Source organism: Streptomyces rimosus (genome assembly GCF_008704655.1).
Taxonomy (GTDB): domain Bacteria; phylum Actinomycetota; class Actinomycetes; order Streptomycetales; family Streptomycetaceae; genus Streptomyces; species Streptomyces rimosus.
On sequence record NZ_CP023688.1, the window covers coordinates 3,345,845 to 3,359,123 of the forward strand.

The 13,279-nt window shown below is 73.3% G+C and carries 14 protein-coding genes; 6 read left to right on the top strand and 8 right to left on the bottom strand.

Going from position 1 to position 13,279, the window contains the following annotated elements:
• Positions 1 to 162: 162 nt before the first annotated feature.
• The 3 genes from CP984_RS13645 to CP984_RS13655 all read left to right on the top strand — a co-directional run bounded on the left by CP984_RS13645 (position 163) and on the right by CP984_RS13655 (position 3,303).
• Positions 163 to 1,461, top strand: a complete 1,299-nt coding sequence (locus CP984_RS13645) for a magnesium transporter MgtE N-terminal domain-containing protein (protein ID WP_003985750.1) — start codon at positions 163 to 165, stop codon at positions 1,459 to 1,461.
• Entirely contained in the window at positions 1,451 to 2,041 is a 591-nt protein-coding gene (locus tag CP984_RS13650; RefSeq protein ID WP_003985749.1) for a DUF1003 domain-containing protein, read from the top strand. The genes CP984_RS13645 and CP984_RS13650 overlap by 11 nt, the downstream gene beginning before the upstream one ends.
• Positions 2,042 to 2,142: 101 nt before the next feature.
• A complete protein-coding gene (locus tag CP984_RS13655) occupies positions 2,143 to 3,303 on the top strand; it encodes an Mrp/NBP35 family ATP-binding protein (protein ID WP_003985748.1) in 1,161 nt (386 codons plus the stop codon).
• 145 nt (positions 3,304 to 3,448) lie between these two features.
• Here CP984_RS13655 and CP984_RS13660 read toward each other — a convergent pair whose 3' ends face one another.
• The 5 genes from CP984_RS13660 to sigE form a co-directional block, all read right to left on the bottom strand.
• Entirely contained in the window at positions 3,449 to 4,165 is a 717-nt protein-coding gene (locus tag CP984_RS13660; protein WP_030181939.1) for a hypothetical protein, read from the bottom strand.
• Between the two features lie 127 nt (positions 4,166 to 4,292).
• Positions 4,293 to 4,775, bottom strand: a complete 483-nt coding sequence (locus CP984_RS13665; RefSeq protein WP_003985746.1) for a sec-independent translocase — start codon at positions 4,773 to 4,775, stop codon at positions 4,293 to 4,295.
• A gap of 173 nt (positions 4,776 to 4,948) precedes the next feature.
• Positions 4,949 to 7,012, bottom strand: coding sequence for a trypsin-like peptidase domain-containing protein (locus CP984_RS13670; RefSeq protein ID WP_030819162.1), 2,064 nt, complete (start codon positions 7,010 to 7,012; stop codon positions 4,949 to 4,951).
• A gap of 137 nt (positions 7,013 to 7,149) precedes the next feature.
• A complete protein-coding gene (locus tag CP984_RS13675; RefSeq protein ID WP_003985075.1) occupies positions 7,150 to 8,142 on the bottom strand; it encodes a zf-HC2 domain-containing protein in 993 nt (330 codons plus the stop codon).
• Positions 8,139 to 8,822 (bottom strand): RNA polymerase sigma factor SigE, encoded by a 684-nt coding sequence (gene sigE, locus CP984_RS13680; protein WP_003985074.1) that lies wholly within the window; start codon positions 8,820 to 8,822, stop codon positions 8,139 to 8,141. Before sigE ends, CP984_RS13675 begins: the two co-directional genes overlap by 4 nt.
• A gap of 276 nt (positions 8,823 to 9,098) precedes the next feature.
• On the opposite strand from sigE, the gene CP984_RS13685 reads away from it, so the two are divergent.
• Entirely contained in the window at positions 9,099 to 9,782 is a 684-nt protein-coding gene (locus CP984_RS13685) for an O-methyltransferase (protein WP_030181945.1), read from the top strand.
• 152 nt (positions 9,783 to 9,934) lie between these two features.
• Here the strand turns inward: CP984_RS13685 and CP984_RS13690 are convergent, their stop codons facing one another.
• Positions 9,935 to 10,102, bottom strand: a complete 168-nt coding sequence (locus CP984_RS13690) for a DUF3117 domain-containing protein (protein WP_003985072.1) — start codon at positions 10,100 to 10,102, stop codon at positions 9,935 to 9,937.
• A gap of 314 nt (positions 10,103 to 10,416) precedes the next feature.
• Here CP984_RS13690 and chcB point away from each other — a divergent pair, with 314 nt between their 5' ends.
• Entirely contained in the window at positions 10,417 to 11,217 is an 801-nt protein-coding gene (gene chcB / locus CP984_RS13695; RefSeq protein ID WP_003985071.1) for a 2-cyclohexenylcarbonyl CoA isomerase, read from the top strand.
• A 50-nt stretch (positions 11,218 to 11,267) separates the two neighbouring features.
• Here chcB and CP984_RS13700 read toward each other — a convergent pair whose 3' ends face one another.
• The gene (locus CP984_RS13700) at positions 11,268 to 11,876 is read right to left on the bottom strand and encodes a DNA-3-methyladenine glycosylase I (RefSeq protein WP_030181947.1); all 609 of its coding nucleotides are present in this window, start codon (positions 11,874 to 11,876) and stop codon (positions 11,268 to 11,270) included.
• Positions 11,873 to 12,295, bottom strand: coding sequence for a cell division protein DivIVA (locus tag CP984_RS13705; RefSeq protein ID WP_030189955.1), 423 nt, complete (start codon positions 12,293 to 12,295; stop codon positions 11,873 to 11,875). The genes CP984_RS13700 and CP984_RS13705 overlap by 4 nt, the downstream gene beginning before the upstream one ends.
• Positions 12,296 to 12,379: 84 nt before the next feature.
• Between CP984_RS13705 and folP the strand changes: the two genes are divergently transcribed.
• A complete protein-coding gene (gene folP / locus CP984_RS13710) occupies positions 12,380 to 13,279 on the top strand; it encodes a dihydropteroate synthase (protein WP_003985068.1) in 900 nt (299 codons plus the stop codon).

Sequence of the window (13,279 nt, forward strand, 5' to 3'; positions counted from 1 at the left end):
GCACCGGCCGGTGCACGTTAGCCTGAATTCGGATCAAGGCTCCGCGGGACGCTTCACCTGCGGAGGAGCGGCAACACGTAACGCGAGGCAGAAACGGGCGCGGCCGTGGCGACGCGGCGGCCGGGTCCCGGCGGCGGCGGAACGGAAGCGGAGGCACTCGGCATGGCGGTGATCACCCCCCGGGTGTTCGTCTCGCATCTCTCGGGCGTCGCCGTCTTCGACCCCAACGGCGACCAGGTCGGCCGGGTGCGCGACCTGGTGGCGCTGCTGCGGGTCGGCGGCCGGCCGCCCCGGCTGCTGGGCCTGGTCGTCGAGGTGATCAGCCGCCGCCGGATCTTCCTGCCGATGACCCGGGTGACGGGCGTGGAGTCCGGCCAGGTCATCACCACCGGCGTGGTCAACATGCGGCGCTTCGAACAGCGCGCCTCGGAGACGCTGGTCCTCGGCGAGCTGCTGGACCGCCGGGTGCGGCTGGTCGAGACGGACGAGGAGGTCACCGTCCTCGACATCGGCATCACCCAGCTGCCGGCCCGCCGCGACTGGGAGATCGAGAAGGTCTTCGTGCGGAAGGGGAAGGGCGGGGCGCTGCGTCGTAAGGGAGAGACGCTGACGGTCGAGTGGTCGGCCGTCACCGGATTCTCGCTGGAGGAGCACGGGCAGGGCGCGGAGAATCTGCTCGCCACCTTCGACCAGCTGCGCCCGGCCGACCTGGCCAGCGCCCTGCACCACCTGACGCCCAAGCGGCGCGGCGAGGTGGCCGCCGCGCTGGACGACGACCGGCTGGCGGACGTCCTGGAGGAGCTGCCGGAGGACGACCGGGTCGAGATCATGGGCAAGCTCGCCGAGGAGCGGGCCGCCGACGTGCTGGAGGCGATGGACCCGGACGACGCCGCCGACCTGCTCTCCGAGCTGCCGGAGGAGGAGAAGGAGCGGCTGCTCGGCCTGATGCGTCCGGACGACGCGGCGGACGTACGGCGCCTGATGGCGTACGAGGAGCGCACCGCGGGCGGCCTGATGACCACCGAGCCAATCGTGCTGCGGCCGGACGCGACGATCGCGGACGCGCTGGCCCGGGTGCGCGACCCGGACCTCTCGCCGTCGCTGGCCGCCCAGGTGTACGTGTGCCGGCCGCCGGACGAGACGCCGACCGGCAAGTACCTGGGCCTGGTGCACTTCCAGCGGCTGCTGCGCGACCCGCCGTTCACGCTCGTCAGCTCCGTCGCCGACACCGATCTGCCGCCGCTCCCGCCGGACACCCCGCTGAACGAGGTGACCAGCTATCTGGCCACGTACAACATGGTCGCGGCGCCGGTCGTGGACGAGAGCGGCTCGCTGCTGGGCGCGGTGACCGTCGACGACGTACTGGACCATCTGCTGCCCGAGGACTGGCGCGAGGCGGAGATGCACGGCCCGCCCGGCGCGGCGGCGGACCGGGAGGGAGAGCCGGACGATGGGCGTTGAGGATCGGGACGGTGTCAAGGAGCGCGCGCGGGCGCTGAGCGCGACGCCCGGGTCCGGAGTGGGCGGCGGGCGCCCCCGCGTGCGCCTGGACCAGCCCCGCGCGCCGCGCCGCAGCCTGCTGCCGGAGTACGACCCGGAGGCGTTCGGGCGGCTGTCGGAGAAGATCGCCCGCTTCCTGGGGACCGGCCGCTTCATCGTCTGGATGACGGTGATCATCGTGGTGTGGATCATCTGGAACGTCGCCGCGCCCGACCATCTGCGCTTCGACAAGTACCCGTTCATCTTCCTGACGCTGATGCTCTCGCTCCAGGCGTCCTACGCGGCCCCGCTGATCCTGCTCGCGCAGAACCGGCAGGACGACCGGGACCGGGTCACCCGCGAACAGGACCGCAAGCAGAACGAGCGCGCCATCGCCGACACCGAGTACCTGACGCGGGAGATCGCGGCGCTCCGGCTGGGCCTGGGCGAGGTGGCCACCCGCGACTGGATCCGCTCCGAACTCCAGGACGTGCTCAAGGAGCTGGAGCTGCGTCAGCTGGTGGACGCGGAGAGCGACGGGGAGTACCGGCGGCGGGAGTAGCGGGGCGGCGTACCGGGGACGGGGCCGGCGTACCGGGAGTGACGAACACGACCGCCGACCGGCCTTTCCGGAGGCCCCCTCAAGCGCCGTAGTCTTGGCACATGGCTACCGACACGCCCCGAAGCGCAGCGCCCAGCGAGGACGCGGTCCGCGCCGCGCTCGCCACGGTGAACGACCCCGAGATCCACCGCCCCATCACCGACCTCGGCATGGTCAAATCGGTGGAGATCGCGGCGGACGGCACGGTCGCGGTGGCGGTCTATCTGACGGTCGCGGGCTGCCCGATGCGCGAGACGATCACCGCGAACGTCCGGGACGCCGTGTCGCGTGTCGAGGGCGTCACCGGGGTCACCGTCGAGCTGGACGTGATGAGCGACGAGCAGCGCAAGGAGCTGGCCTCCTCGCTGCGCGGTGGCACCGCCGAGCGCGAGGTGCCGTTCGCCAAGCCCGGCTCGCTGACCCGGGTGTACGCGGTCGCCTCCGGCAAGGGCGGCGTCGGCAAGTCCTCGGTGACGGTCAACCTGGCGGCGGCGATGGCGGCCGACGGTCTGAAGGTCGGCGTGGTGGACGCCGACATCTACGGCCACTCGGTGCCCCGGATGCTGGGCGCGGACGGCCGTCCCACCCAGGTCGAGAACATGATCATGCCGCCGTCGGCCAACGGCGTGAAGGTGATCTCCATCGGCATGTTCACCCCGGGCAACGCCCCGGTGGTCTGGCGCGGCCCGATGCTGCACCGCGCGCTCCAGCAGTTCCTGGCCGATGTGTACTGGGGCGACCTGGACGTCCTGCTGCTCGACCTGCCCCCGGGCACCGGCGACATCGCCATCTCGGTGGCGCAGCTCGTCCCGAACGCCGAGATCCTGGTCGTCACGACCCCGCAGCAGGCCGCCGCCGAGGTCGCCGAGCGGGCCGGCTCCATCGCCGTACAGACCCACCAGAAGATCGTCGGCGTGGTGGAGAACATGTCCGGGCTGCCCTGCCCGCACTGCGACGAGATGGTGGACGTGTTCGGCACCGGCGGCGGCGAGCGGGTCGCCGAGGGCCTGACGAAGACGACCGGCACCCAGGTGCCGGTGCTGGGCGCCATCCCGATCGACGTACGGCTGCGCGAGGGCGGCGACGAGGGCAAGCCGGTGGTGCTGACCGATCCGGAGTCCCCCGCCGGCGCGGCGATCCGCGCCATCGCGGGCAAGCTGGGCGGCCGGCAGCGCGGCCTGGCGGGCATGTCGCTGGGCATCACGCCGCGCAACAAGTTCTGAGCCGTTCCGGCCGCCGTCCGGGCGGTGGCCGGAACGTGCGGAGGGGCGGGCCCGATGGGCTCGCCCCTTCTTGGTGTGCCGTCCGGCCCGCTCAGAGCGTCCGGCATGCCGTCCGGCTCGTACGGGATGGCCTGCGGCCCGTCCGTCAGTCCGCGGTCACGCCCTCCGCGGGCACGTCGTCCGCCCGCGCGTCCTCCCTGGCCGCGCCGCGCCTCCCGTGCTCGTACACGCTCAGGTCCTTGACCACGGCGAAGCCCAGCCCGTACGCGCTCATCCCGCGCCCGTACGCTCCGATGTGCACGCCCCCGGGGCCCTCACCGGCCGAGCCGGCCAGCACCCAGCCGTACTCCGACTCGCGGTAGCGGAACGGCGTCGGTACGCCGTCCACCGGCAGCGTCAGCGCGCTCCAGCCCTCGCCGGCGAGGTCGTCGGCCAGCTCCCAGGCGAGCATCGTCTGCTGGTCGAGCCAGTCCTGGCGCAGCGAGCGGTCCATCTGCGTCGGCCACGTACGGGAGAGCAGGCCCGACCCGGCGAGCCAGGCCGCCGTGGAGACGGAGGTGGCCTCCAGGACTCCCGTGCCGTCGGCACTGCGCCGCACCGGCCGGCTGGCGACGGTCACCACGACCGCGAAGCGCTCCGCGTCCGGCGCGGTCTCCACCTTTATGGTGGGCTCCTGGCCGTGGCCGGTGGCGCCGTGCTCGACCGTGCCGTCCGCCGCCGCGCCGACCTGCATCAGCCAGCGGGGGCCGGTGAACGCCTCGTCGAGTCCGTACCACGGGAAAGCGGCCATCAGATAGCCGTCCACCTTGCGCGCGGCGTCGGCGGTGACCGCCTGCACTCCTGCCCGACCCGTCGTCTCCATCTGCGCGGAGCCTCCTAGTTGCCCAATGTCGTGGGCGGCCCGCCCCCCTCAGGCGACCTCACCCCGGACACGGGGAGCATAGTCAACCCGGTCGGCACCAGCGGGCATAAGGCTTGCATAAGACGAGTCAGGTGGCATCAGGGTCGAACGGCGGGCGCTCGCCCTGCGACGGCTTCGCGCCCTTCTTGAACATGTCGGGCGCCGCGGAGCCGGTGCCCGGGTCCGTGGTGTCCTTGGCGAAGCTCACCCGGGACGAGGACCCCCGGTCGGCGGAGGAGGCGCTGTCGGTGCCGTGCACCGCGTCCGTGACCTCGGCCATCTCCTTCTTCAGGTCGAAGCCGTTACGGATCTCCTGGAGGCCGTACTGGTCGTTCTCCAGCACGTGCTTGCGCACGAAGTTGCGCGGCTTGAGGTCCTCGAACTCGAAGTCCTTGAACTCCGGCCCCAGCTCGCTGCGGATGTCCTCCTTGGCGTTGTCCGAGAACGCCCGCATCTTGCGCACGAACCCCATGACATCCGAGATCACCTTGGGCAGCTTGTCCGGCCCGAAGATCAGAACCGCAAGGATCACGAGCGCGACCAGCTCTAGGGGTCCTATGTCGAAGAACACCTTGCAGCTCCTTGGGGGTAATCCGCGGCCTACCGGGACCTGGGGGGTCGAGGGGGACCTGTCCGGCCTATGGGCCAGGCCGCCTATCACGGTACCTGGCCCCGGCCGTCCGACGGGAGTCGCCCGCCCCAACACCGTGCAAACGCTCATGACCGGCGCCCGGGGTCCGGCGCTCACTCCTGGCTGGAGGCGCCCAGCGTGAGCTGCGCGGTCTGCTCGCCGCCGTCCCGGCGCAGGGTCAGCGTGAGCCGGTCACCCGGCCGGTGGCTGCGGATCTTGATGATCAGCTCCTCGCCGCTGTGCACGGGCTGCCCGTCCACCTTGGTGATCACATCGCGCGGCTTGATGCCCGCCTTCGCCCCCGGGCCGCCGGGGGTGACCGGGGCGCCGCCGTCCTTGCTCTTCGAGCTGACCCGGGCGCCGTCGCCCGCGTACTCCATCTCCAGCGTGACGCCGATCACCGGGTGCAGGACCTTGCCCTTGTTGATCAGCTGCTCGGCCACCCACTTGCCCTGGTTGATCGGGATGGCGAAGCCCAGACCTATGCTGCCGCCCTGGCCGCCGCCCTCCAGACCGCCGCCGGAGCTGTCGGCCGCGCGGATGGCGCTGTTGATGCCGATCACCCGCGCCCGGGAGTCGACGAGCGGGCCGCCGGAGTTCCCCGGGTTGATCGGGGCGTCGGTCTGCAGGGCGTCCACGTACGAGACGTCGCTGCCGTCGCCCTTCTTGCCGCCCGCGGTGATGGGGCGCTGCTTGGCGCTGATGATGCCCGCGGTCACCGTGTTGGCGAGGTCGTACGGGGCGCCGATCGCCACGACGGGGTCGCCGACCCGTACGGAGTCGGAGTCGCCGAGCGCCAGCGGGCGCAGCCCGGAGACGCCCTGGACCTGCACGACGGCCAGGTCATAGCCGCCGTCCCGGCCGATGACCTTGGCCTTGGCGGTCTCACCGCCACTGAAGGAGACGGATATCTCGCCGCCGGTGCCGGCCGGCTCGACGACGTGATTGTTGGTGAGGATGTGGCCCTGCTTGTCGAGGACGAAGCCGGTGCCGGTGCCCTGCTCGGAATTGCCGCGGACATGCAGGGTGACCACGCTGGGCAGGGCCGCCTGGGCGATCCCGGCGACGCTGTCCGGCTTGCGGCCGCCCCCGTCACCGGTGTCCTGCGGCAGCTCGATGGAGCCCAGGCCGCCGTTGCGCTCGATGTACGCGCCGACACCGCCGCCGATACCGCCCGCCAGCAGCGCCAGCGCGACCGCCCCGGCCGCCAGCGCGCCGCGGCGGCTGCGCCGGGGCGCCGCCGGGGGCGGAGGCGGCGTGCCCAGCGCCATCGCCCCGCCGTGCTGCGGCGTGCGCCAGGGGTCGTACTGCTGCCAGTGGCCCGTGGCCTCGCCGGGCTGGTGACTCCCGGGCTGCGGTACGGGCGGCTGTCCCGGGTGGGGCGCGCCGTGCGCCTCGGGCGGGAGCGGGGCGCCGGACGCGTCGTGCGCCACGGCGGGCAGCCGCGCGCCGTCGCCCTTGGTCAGCACGGTGGTGTCCGTGCCGGAGGACGGGGTGGCCGCGGGGTCGTGCGGGGCGGCCGGGGCGTGCCCGGACCGGTCGTGCGCGGCCGGCGGCTCGGCCTGGGGCATCGGCGTACGGGTGGAGTCGGCGTACGGCTGGGGCCGGGCAGCAGGGGGCTGCGGCTGGGCCGGGTACGGCGGCTGGGGCGGTACGGGGACGCCGGTGCCGTAGGCGGGCTGGCCGGGCGGCGGAACGGCGGCCGTGCCCTGCGGCGGGACGCCGGTGCCGTGGGCCGGGGTGGCCATCGGGCGCTGGACCGGCGGCGCGGGGGCCCAAGGTCCGGGGTCGCCGTACGGAGGCGTACCGTACGGGTCCTGGGGGTGCAGCGGCTGCTGCGGCGGGGCGGTCGGCGGCGCGGGGACCTGGCCGGCTGACGGCGGTGCGTCGGAGGGCACGCCGGAGGCGGCCCGGGGTGACGCCGTGTCAGGGGCAGGACCGGACGTACCGCCTGATACGGACGCGTCCCCCGTCGTCACGGCATCGCCCGACGCCCCGGGCACCTCGCCACTTCCCCCCACGCCCGCCGCCGGGAACTCCCGTGTCGCGGCGTCCCCTTCGGAGCCCGGCGCCGTGGCGCCGGGCGCGGCCGCGGAGTCCGCCGCCGGAGGCGCGGGCCGCTGCCCCGGCCGGCTCCACCAGTTCCGCTTCGGCCCGGCGGCCGTCCCCTCGTCCATGATCTCCCCACCGATACGCCCGCCGTGTCACACGGGCACCGCCACCTCACCGGCGGCGCGGCCCGCCAGGAGCCCGGCACACAGCACCGCCCGGACAGCGATTCAACCAGGTCCGCGCGGCCTCGCGCAGGGCCCGGTCAGCGCTGGGCGGGGCGGTGGGCGGTCAGCGTCTCCCGGGAGGCGGGGGCGGACGGTCCGAAGGCCCCGGCCAGGGGACGCCCGGAGTCCGCCGACGGCGGCGGCGGGCCCTCGGCGCGGGCGCCGGACAGCGGGGACGCGACGGCCGGTGCGAGGTGGTACGGCAGGCCCTGACCGGTCGGCACCGTCAGTGCGGAGCGGCCGTCGGACGGCCATCCGACCAGGGAGAGCGACAGGGGCGGGGCAGGGCGTGCGGCCACCGACGGTCCGGCCAGGCCCAGCGAGCTGGGCGCCGGCTCGGCGGTGGCGCCCGCGGCCGGGAGCGAGCGGGACCAGGGGCTGCCGGTCGCCGACATGGGCACGCCGTGGCTCAGGTCGGGCCGTCCGTAGGGGCCCGGGGTGGCGCTGAGCGGCGTCATCTGGCTGCCCGTACCGTCCGTACGCCCGCCGGGGCCGTCGACCGCCGCTTCCAGGGGCAGCGCGCCGCCGAGCGCGAACGCCGCCAGCGAGACCGCGCCGGCCGCCGCGGCGGCGAACCGGCGGCGCTGCGGCGCAGAGCGCTCCGTCTCGTGGATACGGAACCCCCGGGAGCGCGGCTGCCGCGGCACCGCGCCGATGGCATGGGCGCCGGACGGCGCGTAGCGGATCGAGCCGCCGCGCGCCTCGAAGTCGCCGCCTCCGGCCAGATCACCGCCGAACGCGCCGCCGCCGAGGCCGCCGCGGCCCAGTCGACTTCCAAAGCCGTCGGCATCACCTCCGGGCAGGCCCTGGAGACGCGCCAGCAGCCCCTCGGAGGGTCCGGGGGGCGCGGTTTCCGCGAAGACGTTCTTCAGCTGTCGCTGGTCGTCGGCCTCCGCCTTGCACTTTCCACACGTAGCGAGATGCGCGAGCACCCGCTCGCGCGCGTCATGTCCCAACTCCCCGTCGACCAGAGCCGCGAGGCGGTCGCCGAGATGATGCTCGGCGGGGGACGGACCGCCTGTACCGCTCACGCGATTCCGACCTCCCCTGTAGTGAGCGAAGTGAGCGTCCGCTGTTCGCGCTCCTCGGCGCGCGCCGCCGGGGAGCGGTGCTTGAGCGCCTTGCGCAGGTGGGAGCGGCCGCGGTGGATCCGGCTGCGGACGGTGCCCAGCTTGACGCCGAGGGTGGCGGCGATCTCCTCGTACGACAGGCCTTCGATGTCGCAGAGCACGACGGCGGCGCGGAACTCGGGCGCGAGGGTGTCCAGCGCCTGCTGCACGTCGGCGTCGAAGTGGGTGTCGTTGAAGTGCTGCTGCGGGGAGGGCTCGCGGCTGGGGAGCCGCTCGGCCGCGTCGTCGCCGAGCGCGTCGAAGCGGATGCGCTGGCGGCGGCGGACCATGTCCAGGAAGAGGTTGGTCGTGATGCGGTGCAGCCAGCCCTCGAAGGTGCCGGGGGTGTACGTCGACAGCGAGCGGAAGACGCGGACGAACACCTCCTGGGTCAGGTCCTCGGCGTCGTGCTGGTTGCCCGTGAGGCGGTAGGCGAGGCGGTAGACCCGTGCGCTGTGGGTGCTGACGATCTCCTCCCAGCTCGGCGGGGACCAGACCTGCGCGTCCGCTTCGGCGGCGAAGGTCGCTGTCGTAGCGGTGTCGGAGGCCCCTGCCCTGCCCTTGAGGCCGTGGGAGCGGGAACGGTCAGCGGTGTCTGTCACGGATTTCGGCTCGACGACCGACCGCCTGAAGCGCCTGCGCGCCCATCGGTCACCCGCCGCAGCCGCACCTCCCCTGGTGGCTCTGGTGGTGTCCAGTAGAGCCCCTACCATATCCACCTCGCCCGTTAGCTCCGGATAAGCAGATTTGACCTGCTTTTGGTCTGGCTTCGTGTCATCACGCACATCTCGCTGGGTCTTCACCGGCGCATCCCCCCTGCAGTGCTTCAACGCCCGGTCCCATCTGCGGGTTCCCGCACGCAGCGGATACAGTCACGGTTGCGTCAACTACGGGGACAGGAGAGGGCCATTACCGGCAACCGGCAGACGAGCTTGGCATTCGCCGAGGCGTACGGCGCCGGGACCATCGACGACAAGGCCGACGCCGCCCTGCACTGGTCCCGCGAGCAGGCGCGGGAGGCGGGCATCCGCGCGGTCTCCACGGGCACCGGCACCGCCCTGCGCCTGCTCGCCGCGACGGCGGACGCCAAGGCGGTCGCCGAGATCGGCACCGGCACGGGAGTGTCGGGCATCTACCTTCTGCACGGTATGCGGCCGGACGGCGTCCTGACGACGGTCGACCTGGAACCGGAGCGGCAGCAGTTCGCGAAGCAGGCGTTCCGGGAGGCGGGCTTCGCCGGCAACCGCGCGCGCTTCATCCCCGGCCGCGCCCTGGACGTCCTGCCCCGGCTCGCGGACGGCGGCTACGACCTCGTCTTCTGTGACGGCGACCGCATGGAGTGCCTCGACTACCTCGCTGAATCGTTGCGGCTGCTGCGCCCCGGCGGCCTGGTCTGCTTCGAGGGCGTCTTCGCCGACGGCCGTACCGTCGACTCGGCGGCGCAGCCCGCGGAGGTGCTGCGCCTGCGGGAGCTGCTGCGCACGCTGCGCGAGAGCGACGCGCTGATCTCGTCCCTGCTGCCGGTGGGCGACGGGCTGCTGTGCGCCGTCAAGCGCGGATGACCACGGCCGGGAGCCGGGCGGGCGCCGCCCGGGAACGAACGCGGCCCCGGCAGGCGTCGCGCGCACGCGCGAGCACCGGCCGGGGCCCGGGTATTCGGCTGGGGGTCCAGGGGTCAGCCCCGGGAAACCGCAGCATCAGGGCGGCTGCCCTGTCAGACGGTGACCTTCTCCAGGGCCTCGCCCAGGGCCTTGGCTTCGTCGGGAGTCAGCTCGACGACGAGTCGACCGCCGCCTTCGAGCGGAACGCGCATGACGATGCCCCGCCCCTCCTTGGTCACCTCGAGCGGGCCGTCGCCCGTCCGCGGCTTCATGGCCGCCATGCTCGTTCCCCTTCCTGAAACCAGCTCACGCAGCCGACAACCCAGGTGTCACCGGCATCGAACACATTGCTTCCAGGCCATTATCCCGCATCGCACGACCCGATGACCAACATCGGGGAGCATCCCTTCGGCAACGCGCTCTCGCAAAACCACCCAATTCGGGGAGTGGGCTGCGATACTTCGCCATCCACCGGCGTCCGGTCCCGGCCGGTTCTTTGACGTACGTCACATGACGGGCGCCGATGATCTCCGGCATCCTGAGCGACGGCTGCCACAGCCGGGCAGCCCGAGCCGCGACGGAGGGACCCCTCACCATGGCCGACACCGTGCTCTACGACGTCACCGACGGCGTCGGGACGATCACCCTCAACCGTCCCGACGCGATGAACGCGATGAACACGGAGGCCAAGGCCGCCCTGCGGGACACGCTGCGGGAGGCCGCCGCCGACCCGGCCGTACGGGCCGTCCTGCTGACCGCCACCGGCCGGGCCTTCTGCGTGGGACAGGATCTCAAGGAGCACATCGGGCTGCTGGCCGAGGACCGCGCGACCGGCTCCGGGCAGACCATGAGCACAGTGCGCGAGCACTACAACCCCATCGTCACGGCGCTCGCCGGGATGCCGAAGCCGGTGGTGGCGGGGGTGAACGGGGTCGCGGCGGGCGCGGGCGCCGGCTTCGCGCTGGCCGCCGACTTCCGGGTGGTCGCCGACACCGCCTCCTTCAACACCTCCTTCGCGGGCGTGGCGCTCACCGCCGACTCCGGGATCTCCTGGACGCTGCCCCGCCTGGTCGGCCAGGGCCGCGCCGCCGACCTGCTGCTCTTCCCGCGCAGCATCACCGCCCAGGAGGCGTACGACCTGGGCATCGCCAACAAGGTCGTACCGGCGGCGGACTTGGCGGCCGAGGCGGCGGCGGTGGCCCGCACGCTGGCCGCCGGGCCCACCGCCGCATACGCCGCGATCAAGGAATCCCTGGCGTTCGGGGCCGGGCACACCCTCACCGAGACCCTCGCCAAGGAGGAGGAGCTCCAGACGCGGGCGGGCGCCTCGGAAGATCACCACATCGCGGTGGAAGCCTTCGTGAAGAAGGAGAAGCCGCGCTTTTTGGGGCGCTAGCCGGGTCCGGCGGCCCGGCCGGGCGCCGGCCGGACGACCGGCCGGGTTCCTCAGCCCTGCGCCGCCGCCTCCACCGCGTCCCGTACGTGGCAGTCCGCGAGGTGGTCGTTGACCAGGCCGCACGCCTGCATCGTCGCGTACGCCGTGGTGGGGCCGACGAAGCGGAAACCGCGCTTCTTCAGATCCTTGGCCAGCGCCGTGGACTCCGGGGTGACCGGCGCCACGTCGGCGAGGGTGCGCGGCGCGGGCCGTACGGCGCGCTCGGGGGCGTACGACCAGATCAGCCGGTCCAGCTCGCCCGGCTCCAGGGCGGCCGCCACCCGGGCGTTGTTGATCACCGCGTGGATCTTGGCGCGGTTGCGGATGATGCGGGCGTCGGTGAGCAGCCGCTCGGCGTCCTCGTCGGTGAACCGGGCGACCGCCTCGATACGGAAGTCCGCGAACGCGGCCCGGAAGCCCTCGCGGCGGCGCAGGATCGTGATCCAGGACAGCCCGGACTGGAACGCCTCCAGGCTCATCCGCTCGAACAGCGCGTCGTCGCCGTGGACCGGCAGGCCCCACTCGGTGTCGTGGTACGTGCGATAGTCGGCCATTTTCTCCGACTCCATGCCCCAGGGGCAGCGCGGCACCCCGTCCGGGGCCGTGATCACTGAAGTCATCGGGCGGTCTTCCCCTCTTCCTCGCCGCCGGACGCCGGGGCCTCCCCCTCGGCCGGCCGTTCCCCGGCCCGGTCGGCGGGCCCGTCCTCGATCAGGCCGGGCGCGCCCATCGCCGCGGCGTGCGCCCCCGCGAGGGCGGACTCCAGCTCGGCGATCCGCGCGTCCCGCTCGGCCAGCTCGGCGCCGAGCCGGTCCAGGACGTCGTCGACGTCGTTCATGCGGTAGCCGCGCACGCACACCGGCAGGCGCAGCGCCTCCACATCGGCGCGGGAGGCGGGCCGGTCCGCGGGCAGCGGGTCGTACAGCCGGTCCGGCGCGGCTTCGCCCAGGCCGCCCGCCGCACCGCCGCCCACCACGGCGAGCGTGACCGCGGCGACCACCACGACCATCGCGATCAGCAAGAACCAGAACACGACCATCTCCCCGAGCTATGTGTTGCCCCTGATCGTGCCATGCGGGTGTGACGGTTAGGGTCGCTGCCGGACCACGAAGAGGGAGAAGCGATGCTGCGGCTGGGCCAACGGGAATTCACTGCGCACGAGCCGGTGATCATGGCGATCGTGAACAGGACCCCGGACTCCTTCTACGACCAGGGGGCCACCTTCAGCGACGAGCCCGCGCTCGCCCGGGTGGAGCAGGCGGTGGCCGAGGGCGCAGCGATCATCGACATCGGCGGCGTCAAGGCGGGTCCGGGCGAGGAGGTCAGCGCCGCCGAGGAGGCCCGGCGCACGGTCGGCTTCGTCGCCGAGGTGCGCCGCCGCCACCCGGACGTGGTGATCAGCGTGGACACCTGGCGGCACGACGTGGCCGAGGCGGTCTGCGAGGCCGGCGCCGACGTGCTGAACGACGCCTGGGGCGGGGTGGACCCGAAGCTGGCCGAGGTCGCGGCCCGCTACGGCGCCGGTCTGGTGTGCACCCATGCGGGTGGTGTGGAGCCGCGGACCCGCCCGCACCGGGTGGCGTACGAGGATGTGATGGCGGACATCCTGCGGGTGACGCTGGGCCTGGCCGAGCGGGCGGTGGAGCTGGGCGTACGCCGGGACGCGATCATGATCGATCCCGGGCACGACTTCGGGAAGAACACCCGGCACAGCCTGGAGGCGACGCGCCGGCTCGGCGAGATGACCGCCGCCGTGCCCGGCGACCTCGGCTACGACCGGGCGGGGAACACCCCGTTCCCGGTGCTGGTCTCGCTGTCGAACAAGGACTTCGTCGGCGAGACGCTGGACAAGCCGGTCAAGGAGCGGCTGCTCGGGACGCTGGCGACGACCGCGGTGTCGGCGTGGCTGGGCGCGCAGGTCTACCGCGTCCACGAGGTCGCCGAGACCCGGCAGGTGCTGGAGATGGTGGCCTCGATCGCCGGCCACCGGCCCCCGGCGGTCGCCCGCCGGGGGCTCGCGTAA

What these genes read in the sequence shown, in the direction of transcription:
- chcB (WP_003985071.1), top strand. Translation starts at nt 10,417, where the DNA reads ATGGCCGACACCGTGCTCTACGACGTCACCGACGGCGTCGGGACGATC.
- CP984_RS13655 (WP_003985748.1), top strand. Translation starts at nt 2,143, where the DNA reads ATGGCTACCGACACGCCCCGAAGCGCAGCGCCCAGCGAGGACGCGGTC.
- CP984_RS13670 (WP_030819162.1), bottom strand. Translation starts at nt 7,012, where the DNA reads ATGGACGAGGGGACGGCCGCCGGGCCGAAGCGGAACTGGTGGAGCCGG.
- folP (WP_003985068.1), top strand. Translation starts at nt 12,380, where the DNA reads ATGCTGCGGCTGGGCCAACGGGAATTCACTGCGCACGAGCCGGTGATC.
- CP984_RS13645 (WP_003985750.1), top strand. Translation starts at nt 163, where the DNA reads ATGGCGGTGATCACCCCCCGGGTGTTCGTCTCGCATCTCTCGGGCGTC.
- CP984_RS13705 (WP_030189955.1), bottom strand. Translation starts at nt 12,295, where the DNA reads ATGGTCGTGTTCTGGTTCTTGCTGATCGCGATGGTCGTGGTGGTCGCC.
- CP984_RS13700 (WP_030181947.1), bottom strand. Translation starts at nt 11,876, where the DNA reads ATGACTTCAGTGATCACGGCCCCGGACGGGGTGCCGCGCTGCCCCTGG.
- CP984_RS13660 (WP_030181939.1), bottom strand. Translation starts at nt 4,165, where the DNA reads ATGGAGACGACGGGTCGGGCAGGAGTGCAGGCGGTCACCGCCGACGCC.
- CP984_RS13690 (WP_003985072.1), bottom strand. Translation starts at nt 10,102, where the DNA reads ATGGCGGCCATGAAGCCGCGGACGGGCGACGGCCCGCTCGAGGTGACC.
- CP984_RS13650 (WP_003985749.1), top strand. Translation starts at nt 1,451, where the DNA reads ATGGGCGTTGAGGATCGGGACGGTGTCAAGGAGCGCGCGCGGGCGCTG.